Source organism: Coleofasciculus sp. E1-EBD-02 (assembly GCF_040218245.1).
GTDB lineage: Bacteria > Cyanobacteriota > Cyanobacteriia > Cyanobacteriales > Coleofasciculaceae > Coleofasciculus.
Map to the genome: position 1 here is coordinate 1 of NZ_JAVJQN010000132.1, position 8,442 is coordinate 8,442.

Annotated in this window: 6 protein-coding genes and 1 pseudogene; 2 read left to right on the forward strand and 5 right to left on the reverse strand. The window is 46.6% G+C overall.

Annotation, left to right across the window (positions count from 1 at the left end):
• Positions 1-412: 412 nt before the first annotated feature.
• Both RIC07_RS21620 and RIC07_RS21625 read right to left on the reverse strand, forming a co-directional pair.
• On the reverse strand, positions 413-2,374 hold the full coding sequence (locus RIC07_RS21620) for a TolC family protein (protein WP_446396325.1): 1,962 nt from the start codon (positions 2,372-2,374) through the stop codon (positions 413-415).
• 218 nt (positions 2,375-2,592) lie between these two features.
• Positions 2,593-3,234, reverse strand: coding sequence for a TetR/AcrR family transcriptional regulator (locus RIC07_RS21625; RefSeq protein WP_446396326.1), 642 nt, complete (start codon positions 3,232-3,234; stop codon positions 2,593-2,595).
• Positions 3,235-3,501: 267 nt separating this feature from the next.
• Between RIC07_RS21625 and RIC07_RS21630 the strand changes: the two genes are divergently transcribed.
• Positions 3,502-4,698 (forward strand): ABC exporter membrane fusion protein, encoded by a 1,197-nt coding sequence (locus RIC07_RS21630; protein WP_446396327.1) that lies wholly within the window; start codon positions 3,502-3,504, stop codon positions 4,696-4,698.
• A gap of 170 nt (positions 4,699-4,868) precedes the next feature.
• On the opposite strand, the gene RIC07_RS21635 is transcribed toward RIC07_RS21630, so the two are convergent.
• Both RIC07_RS21635 and RIC07_RS21640 read right to left on the reverse strand, forming a co-directional pair.
• Positions 4,869-5,555, reverse strand: a complete 687-nt coding sequence (locus tag RIC07_RS21635; protein ID WP_446396328.1) for a DUF4388 domain-containing protein — start codon at positions 5,553-5,555, stop codon at positions 4,869-4,871.
• A gap of 4 nt (positions 5,556-5,559) precedes the next feature.
• A complete protein-coding gene (locus RIC07_RS21640; RefSeq protein ID WP_446396329.1) occupies positions 5,560-5,787 on the reverse strand; it encodes an ATP-binding protein in 228 nt (75 codons plus the stop codon).
• Between the two features lie 370 nt (positions 5,788-6,157).
• On the opposite strand from RIC07_RS21640, the gene RIC07_RS21645 reads away from it, so the two are divergent.
• Positions 6,158-8,077 carry an AAA-like domain-containing protein gene (locus tag RIC07_RS21645; RefSeq protein WP_446396330.1) on the forward strand — a complete coding sequence of 640 codons (1,920 nt, stop codon included), beginning with the start codon at positions 6,158-6,160 and terminating at the stop codon, positions 8,075-8,077.
• Positions 8,078-8,129: 52 nt separating this feature from the next.
• Here RIC07_RS21645 and RIC07_RS21650 read toward each other — a convergent pair.
• Positions 8,130-8,442: pseudogene (locus RIC07_RS21650) on the reverse strand (hypothetical protein); the annotation flags it as partial.

Sequence of the window (8,442 nt, forward strand, 5' to 3'; positions counted from 1 at the left end):
ATACGGGAAACAATAACTTGTTCAGAGGCAGAGAATTCTATCGGCGGATGCCACAGTGGTGGATGCATTGGTGTTCTTCCTGCTTGACTTAAATGAGACTGAGAAATGATTTTTTACACTTCATCTAATCAGACCTCTTACAACTGTTGTGTCAACCCTTTTTCTCATGCTTTACCCCCATCGTGATTACGGGACCGGCGCTCTCGAGGACGTTGGGTAAGTCGGGGAAGCTGGGGTAGCAGGGGAAGCAGGGGGAGCAGGGGAAGCAGGGGGAGATGAGGGAGATGAGGGAGATGAGGGAGATGGGGGAGATGAGGAAGTTAACTCAAAACTCTACCTTACCTGTTCCCTGTTCCCTGTTCCCTGTTCCCTGTTCCCTAACAAATGACAAATGACCAATGACAAATGACGACTAAGGCACATTAAAGAGAATACTATTGGGCAAATTACTAATAGCACGTTGCAGGGTGGCTAGCGCTCGGTTGTAGTCTAGTATTGCTGTCAATAGGTTGACTCTGGAACGAGTTAATGCTGTTTGCTGATTAATTACATCGGTTTGAGTACCAACCCCAGCGCCAAATCGTAACCGTGCCAATCGTAAGCTTTCTTGTGCCTGTTCTAGGGCAAAAGATGCCGTTTGAATATTCTCCTGGCTAGCTGTTAACTGGAAAAAAGCTTGTTCGACCTCAAGGCGAATTTGGTCACGTTCATTGGCAAAATTGGATTCCGCGATCGCCACATCCGCTTCGGCTTGTCTGGCTCTGGCTTTTGCGGCTCCCCCATCAAAGAAATTCCACTGGAGCCGCGCTCCTAACGTTAAGCCATCGGTCGGACCATCACTATCATCCAACTGGGTGGAAATATTATATTGGGCAAACAGACTCACCTGGGGTTTATTGTCCGCTAGAGCAATGCGCCGTTGTTGTTCATTAATATTGCGTTGTGCCAGTTGCTGTTCCAACTCTGCCCGGTTTTTCAACGCTAAAATAATGCTTTCTTCTAAGGAAAGTTCCCAGTCTCCTGCCACATTTATGGGATCAGCCGCAGAGATTCCCACCTGCTGATCCAAACTCAACAATTGTGCAATTTGGCGGCGGGCAATGCGTTGCTGACTAATCGCATCTGTTAAGGCTTGATTATTATTAGCAAGTTCCACCTGCGCCTGCAACACTTCAAATCGAGTTCCTAAGCCAGCTTGTTCGAGTAACTGGGCATCCCGCAGACTACGAGCCGCATCATTAACCGCCGCTTGGCTAATTTCGACTTGGGCATCTGCCTGTTGTAAATCGTAGTAAGTCCTCGTGACATTTAATCGTAAATCTGCCAGGATGCTTTCTACACCTAGTTGCTGGAAGCGTACCTGTTGTTCGGCGGCTTGAATGGCTGCTGGACGACGCCCAGCCGTATAAGCGGCATAATTTAATTCCAGTCTGGTATCAAAACTTGTCGATGTGATGGTTCGATTCGTCTGACCCAGTAGCTCTTGTAAAAAACCTTGCTGACCTCCTGTTTCCGACTCAGTGCGGATAAATTCGGCAATGGCGCTAATCGATGGGAATTCGGCAGCTAGGTTTTCTTGTAGGGCAAACTCCGCTCGTTCTAACTGAAGTCTAGCAATTTGTAACTCTTGATTGTTACGTCGTGCCAATTCTATTGCCTGTTCTAGGGTAATTGGCTGAGTCGTTTGCACTTGGACTTCTTCAACTTCGGTGGGAAACAGCAATGGATTGGCACTGGGATTGAGCAATTCTGATATCGGTAGATCAGGAGTGGTAGGGGGTATCGGTACAGAGTCCAAATCGGGTGTGAGAAAGTCGGGTGAAGGTGTTTCGGGTTCCTCTAGGGTGGGAAGAGATGGAATGGATTCCGGGGATGGAACAATCGAATCGTCTGGCTCTTGGGTAACGAGTTGGTTGGAGTCTGGAGCCAGTTCTGTGGGATTAGCGGAATGTTCAGTCTCAGAGGTTACGGGTTCACTCACAGAGTTCAGGGGATCACGTCGTTCAGCGTGAGTTGATTCCTCTGTCGTGTTCCGGGGGGAATGAAGCCCTTGCTCCCTTGCGATCGCGTCTAAGCTTGTGCTGAGGACATCAGGATCAATCCCTTCTGCCATCTGCATGGTTGGTGAGCCTGTCGAACCACTGCCCTCTGCCTTTCTTCGGTCATCGTCTGCATCAATGAATACATTCTCCTCAATCGATGGGGGAGCAACCGTTGTCAATCCTCTCTGTGTCACCCCATCATAGTGATGAGTCGGGGCTTGACGTTGAAAGTTAAGCGGCGACGGTAAATCTTGAGAGGCGCTTGGTTTTGTATAGATCAGAGCGATCGCAGTCCCCACACCTAGAGCTACAAAATCACGAAACGTTGGCATAAGTTTAAAGTTGGGTCTTTAGTCTAAAAAAAATTATTTTGCTTACATTGAGTAGAGTCACCATAGGCAGAATAATCGCTTATCTGTGAGGTTGGCAAACTGGGTCAAGATTAGAGTATCTCAATCAAGCTTGACACAAGCAGTCAGCAGCATCTAGTGCATCCTGGCAAAAATAACTAACCAGCTCCCCCAGCTCCCAGACGTAGCATGCTACGTCTCTACATGGCTCCCCCAGCCGTTAATAGCTGAATTAGACCATTGACCATGCGATCGCGCTCTAAGGGTAAAATGTCATGACCCTGCATGATGTTTTGCACGATCAGGTAATGAACCAGAGAACCTGTAAAAATCCGGGCGGCGACGACGGGATCGGGCAAGTTGAGTTGGGGTTGAGAGGCTAAGTACAAGGACAGCCGTTCCATTAAGGGTTTGATAATTTCGCGCACATGGGTTTGAGCTAACTCCGGAAACCGCTCAGACTCGCCAATGATTAACCGCATCAAGGTTAACAGCGCTGGATTGTTCGCAAACTCTTCGAGTACCGCCGTTGCCATTTGACGCAGAACCTGCTCAGGAGGCGTTTGCAAGTCTGGTTCAGTGGGCAAACTCAGAATGAGCTGACTGTTGTTTTGGGTGAGTTGGTGGATCAAGGCGACAAATAATCCCTGTTTATCTTGAAAGTAGCTATACAGCGTGGGTTTGGACACTCCTGCTGCTGATGCAATCCGATCCATGCTAGCTGCTGTGTATCCATGCTTGGTAAACACTTGCAAGGCACCTGCCAATATTGCTTGGGCTTTATCGGGTTTTTCTTTGTTGGATGAGTTGGATGACTGGGATGGAGTGGAACGATTCACCATTTGATTAAGTTTTGGGTTTTGAATGTGTAGGGGCGGGTTTGACGATTATCCTTTTTTTCACTGACCCAGATGCGACTAAACCCACCCCGATCAAGTGTTAGAGTTTTCACCCTTCCCTTGGCTCAGGGGGAACCGGGTGAGGATGGAAAGGACAAGTCGCCCGATCTATGTTTTTTATTTTACTAAACCGTGTAGTTGACATTACTAAACCGTTTAGTAAAATATAGACAGATACAGATAACGCTTTTCTCTGATCGGAGAACACCCATGAGCTTAGACCTGTTAAACCATCAGGCAGCATCAACCCAATCACCACGTCGTTGGCTAGCGTTTGTCGGCGTCGCCATTTTGGGGCTAGCGGGAACAGCATGGGGGGTCTGGCAATTTCGAGTGGCTCAGATGAGGGAGGCTCAAACGGAAGTCTCAGTTGTGCCTGAAATCAAAACGGTGACAGCATTGGGGCGGTTGGAGCCAGCGGTCGAAATGATTAACCTCACCGCGTCAACCTCAACTCAGCAAAGCCGAATTGAGCAACTGTTCGTGGAGGAGGGCGATCGCGTCCAAGCAGGAGAGGTGATTGCGATTTTAGATACCCGCGATCGCTTACAAGCATCCCTGCAAAAAGCCGAGAAACAGGTTCGTGTCGCTCAGGCAAAACTGGCACAGGTACAAGCTGGCGTCAAAGCGGGTGAACTGCAAGCCCAGCGTGCTGAAATTGCCCGACTTCAGGCAGATAGAACTGGGAGTTTGGCGGCTCAACGGGCGGCGGTGGATCGGTTGCAGGCAGAAGTACAAAATGCCCGCTTGGAATATGAGCGATACGAATCCTTGTATCAGCAGGGTGCTGTCTCCGCCTCTCAACGGGATGCCAAGCGGCTGGCTTACATAACGGCTCAACAACAGGTTCAGCAGGCAAAAGCCGAGTTAGGGCGGATTGAGACAACGAGTCAAGAGCAAATTCAACAGGCACAAGCCACCCTGGATCGACTCGCCGAGGTGCGTCCCGTAGACGTAGAAGCAGCCGAGGCAGAAGTCCAATCAGCAAAAGCCACTGTTGTCGAAGCCCAAGCCAATTTAGAGCAAGCCGAAGTGCGATCACCCCGTGTGGGTCAAATTATTAAGATTCACACCTATCCGGGCGAAAAAATAGCGGATCAGGGCATTGTCACACTTGGGCAGACTCAGCAGATGAAAGCGATCGCGGAAGTTTACCAAAGTGACATTCTCAAGGTTCAGGAGGGTCAACCTGCCACAATTACATCACCCGTCATTCCTAACTCACTTCAGGGTACAGTCGAGCGGATTGGCTTACAAGTCGAGCAACAACAGGTTGTTGATGAAGATCCCGCCGCCAATATTGATGCCAAAGTTGTTGAAGTTCACATTCGTCTTGATCCCAACTCGAGTCAGAAGGTGTCAGGATTAAGCAATTTACAAGTTACAGTCACCATTCAAACTGAATAATTAGTCATTTGTCATTCGTCATTTGTCAGGGAACAGGGAACAGGGAATAGGGAATAGGGAATTTTATCTCTCATCTCCCTCATCTTCCCCAGCTCCCTCTGCTCCCCCAGCTCCCCCAGCTCCCCCAGCTCCCTCAGCTCCCCCAGCTTCCCCAGCTCTCCATCACCCCATCACCCACTAAACCGTTTCAACGCTCCCGATATCATTATCGTTGCTTCGGTTGTGGATAGGCTTAAACCGGTCATTTCCAGTGCAGGTAGAGCCGCTCTCAATTCAAATTTGAACTGAGCATCCTTGAGTTGAAATAGAGGAACAATTTGCTCTACGAGTTGAATCTCAAAGATTTGTTCGAGTTGGGCGCTATCCAAGACGCCGTTACTTTTGAGCCATAACCCCAAGGGTTGGTGATTCAGGGAGCAACGCTGTAATAATTTGCTTAAGACGCGATCGCTTACCCATTGATCCCGTCGAATTAGGGATATCAAACCCTTTCCATCGAACCGATTAGCGGCGGCGACTATTCGACCTTGAGCTATCCAGATGTAGTGATTGGGAAAGTGTTGAATTTGTAGAGACGAGTGGATCTGCTTTGGTTTTGCTACAGGTGGTAACGTTGGTTCAAAACTCGTCCTGACTGATTCTTGAGACGTTCCATGGCGCGTCTTGAGGGTTGACGCCCTATCTTCCTCATTTCCCGTGTTTCCTCTAACGCCTACATTGGATTGCAAGTTTGTATCCGATGCGAAGCGGACACCAGTGAAGGGGTGAATCGCTAGTACACCTGTTTTATTCCCTTTCTCAAGCCACTGAAAAATCGCTGATAGAGGAAAATCAATTAAAGTGCCTTGAGTACCCATAATTTTAATTCTGATAATCAGCAAAAGTCAAGTAAAACGTTGAATCCTGACCGAGTTGAGATTCTACCCAAAGTCTACCACGATGATTGTCCACTCTTGTCTGACACAGGGTTAAACCAATTTCCATTCCTGGATACTCCTGTTTGCTATACAGGCGTTGAAAAATTTGGGAAATCTGGCGGCTACGTCTCGGAGCAATTTCTATTCCATTATCCCTGACAAAAACAACCATTCATTGTTCTGGTAAACGGCGCTACTATGAATTTTATGTGTATCCTGTGAGTGGTATTTTATCCCGTTTTTCAAAATAACTAATTATTGCATTCATTGAGGAGTTCTTGCCCTGGCAACAGGTAAATTGCTGTGAGTATATTCAAAAAAGTGGTTTTGTTTTTTAGCTTAGATAAAAATACAACTCTGTCACCTTTTCAGTATACTGATCCCCTTCTACCTTATCTGTTGGATAATGTCCTATAATTTCCGCTCTAGTGTTCAGAATGAACCAAAATAGACATTTTTGTTGGAAAATGTTGGTTTTTGGCACTCTGTCCTCTAAAATAAACTTAAAAAGGCTGAGTTAATACAATACATAATGATACTCAATGAATAGTATAGAAGCGCTATCTGTCCTGAGTTCGATGCTTCGTGAGCCGCCACTGAGTAACGTTCAAGAACAAGTCTTTCACTTGACGTGGCAAGGGTTAACCTATACGGAAATTTCGGCTAACATTGGATATGAAGAGAGTTATATTCGAGATGTTGGTGCTAAACTTTGGCAACGTCTTTCTCAGATTATTGGAGAAAAAGTCACTAAAAATAATATCAATACTGTCTTTGAGTACTATATTATCAACGGAACAAAAGATATTTCAGCCCAATCTCCTCTAGCCAACTTCAGCAATACTATGTTAAACCAAACCAAAACACCAGATCGGTTAGAATTCCCTGGTAGTCCTCTGCCACTTAATTCTGAATTTTACATCAATCGCCCCCCTGTCGAAGAAATCGCTTACGCGGAAATTGGCATACCCGGCAGTATCATTCGGATCAAAGCACCCTCAAAGATGGGAAAAAGTTCTCTGCTGCAACGGATTATTGCTCAAGCTAAGGCGCAAGGATTCCACACAGTTAATCTCGACTTTCAACAAGCTGATGAAAGTGTTTTTATCAACCTGGATAAATTTCTGCGCTGGTTCTGCGCTAACGTCGCTCGGCAGTTGCAGATCCCACCTAATCTGGATGACTATTGGGATGGAGATATTGGTAGCAAAGTTAGCTGTACCTTCTATTTTCAAGGATATCTGCTTGAGCAAATTGACACGCCGATTCTGCTGACATTGAATGAAGTTAATCGGCTGTTAGAGTATGACACAATTGCCAGGGACTTTCTACCATTACTGCGTTCCTGGCATGAAGAAGCCCAACTGGATGAGGGGTTTGAGCAACTGCGCTTTGTTGTGGTGCATTCGACGCAGATTTATACGTCATTAAATATTAATCAATCTCCCTTTAATGTGGGACTACCCTTGGTTTTGTCGGAGTTAACGTTAGAGCAGGTGCAGGAGTTAGCCTGTCGTTATCAACTAGATGGGATGGATGAGTCTCAAGTCGCCGACTTAATGGCAATGGTGGGAGGACATCCTTATTTAATCCAACTGGCATTTTATCACCTGCGTTACGCGGATCTTACCTTGGCACAGTTATTAGAAGAAGCACCAACCCTGGCGGGAGTTTATAGTCATCATTTGCGGCGTCAATTCGCCACGGTGGAAAAGAATCCGGAGTTAGTGGCGGCGTTGCAACAGGTGATTATGGCAACAGAGAGTGTGCGTTTAGATGCGATCGCGGCGTATAAATTAGAGAGTATGGGGCTGATCAAACTACAGGGAAATCAGGCGACAATCCGCTGTAAGTTATATCGTCTTTATTTGAGGGAACAACTCTCCCTGGAATCGCCAACCGATCCGCGTATTGGACAGTTAGAGCAAGAGAATCAACAGTTAAAGTATTTATCAAGAATTGATGACTTAACCAAGCTGGCGAATCGCCGTGATTTTGACGATCACCTCGCCGAAGAATGGCAGAGATTAGCGGAAGAAGAGGTTCCCCTGGCACTGATTTTAGCGGATATCGATTTTTTCAAATTGTTTAACGATGCGTTTGGTCATCTGACAGGAGACTTTTGTTTACAGCAAATCGCCCAAGCGATTCGGGAGTGCGTCAAGCATTCAGGGGCTTTGGTTGCCCGTTTTGGCGGGGAAGAATTTGCCGTAATTATGCCACAAATAAATGGAGAGCAAGCGGTACAATTAGCAGAGCAAATCCGAGAACGTGTCAAAGCCTTAAATATTTCCCATGATCCCTATCGGATGTGTGGATATTCCTCAATTATCACCCTGAGTTTGGGTGTCGCTGTGATGATTCCCCATCCAGATGATGATCCATTAAAGCTGGTGCAGGCGGCTGATGAAGCACTATTTGAGTCAAAACGACAGGGGCGCGATCGCGTGACGATCCGGTAGAGAGGTTCCGGTGGAACGTCTGTCAATCAATTGTAGGGGCGGGTTTAGCCACTCAATCTTGAATCCCACCGATAATGTATGTAGCAAAACCCGCCCTGACTAACATCAAAGATAAGACGTAGAAGGGCGGGTTTTGAATAAACCTGATCATCGATAGCGAGAAGAAAGTCCCTAAACCCGCCCCTACACCTATAATTAATACGAATGACAAATGACGAATGACGAATGACGAATGACAAATGACGAATGACGAATGACAAATGACAAATGACAAATGACAAATGACAAATGACAAATGACAAATGACGAATGACGAATAACAAATCATATCGAAAAAATCCCTTCTGGATTCACCGATAACAGCG

Bases quoted from the DNA above. Each gene is read 5' to 3' on its own strand.
- RIC07_RS21620 (WP_446396325.1), bottom strand. From the start codon at position 2,374: ATGCCAACGTTTCGTGATTTTGTAGCTCTAGGTGTGGGGACTGCGATC.
- RIC07_RS21625 (WP_446396326.1), bottom strand. From the start codon at position 3,234: ATGGTGAATCGTTCCACTCCATCCCAGTCATCCAACTCATCCAACAAA.
- RIC07_RS21645 (WP_446396330.1), top strand. From the start codon at position 6,158: ATGAATAGTATAGAAGCGCTATCTGTCCTGAGTTCGATGCTTCGTGAG.
- RIC07_RS21630 (WP_446396327.1), top strand. From the start codon at position 3,502: ATGAGCTTAGACCTGTTAAACCATCAGGCAGCATCAACCCAATCACCA.
- RIC07_RS21640 (WP_446396329.1), bottom strand. From the start codon at position 5,787: ATGGTTGTTTTTGTCAGGGATAATGGAATAGAAATTGCTCCGAGACGT.
- RIC07_RS21635 (WP_446396328.1), bottom strand. From the start codon at position 5,555: ATGGGTACTCAAGGCACTTTAATTGATTTTCCTCTATCAGCGATTTTT.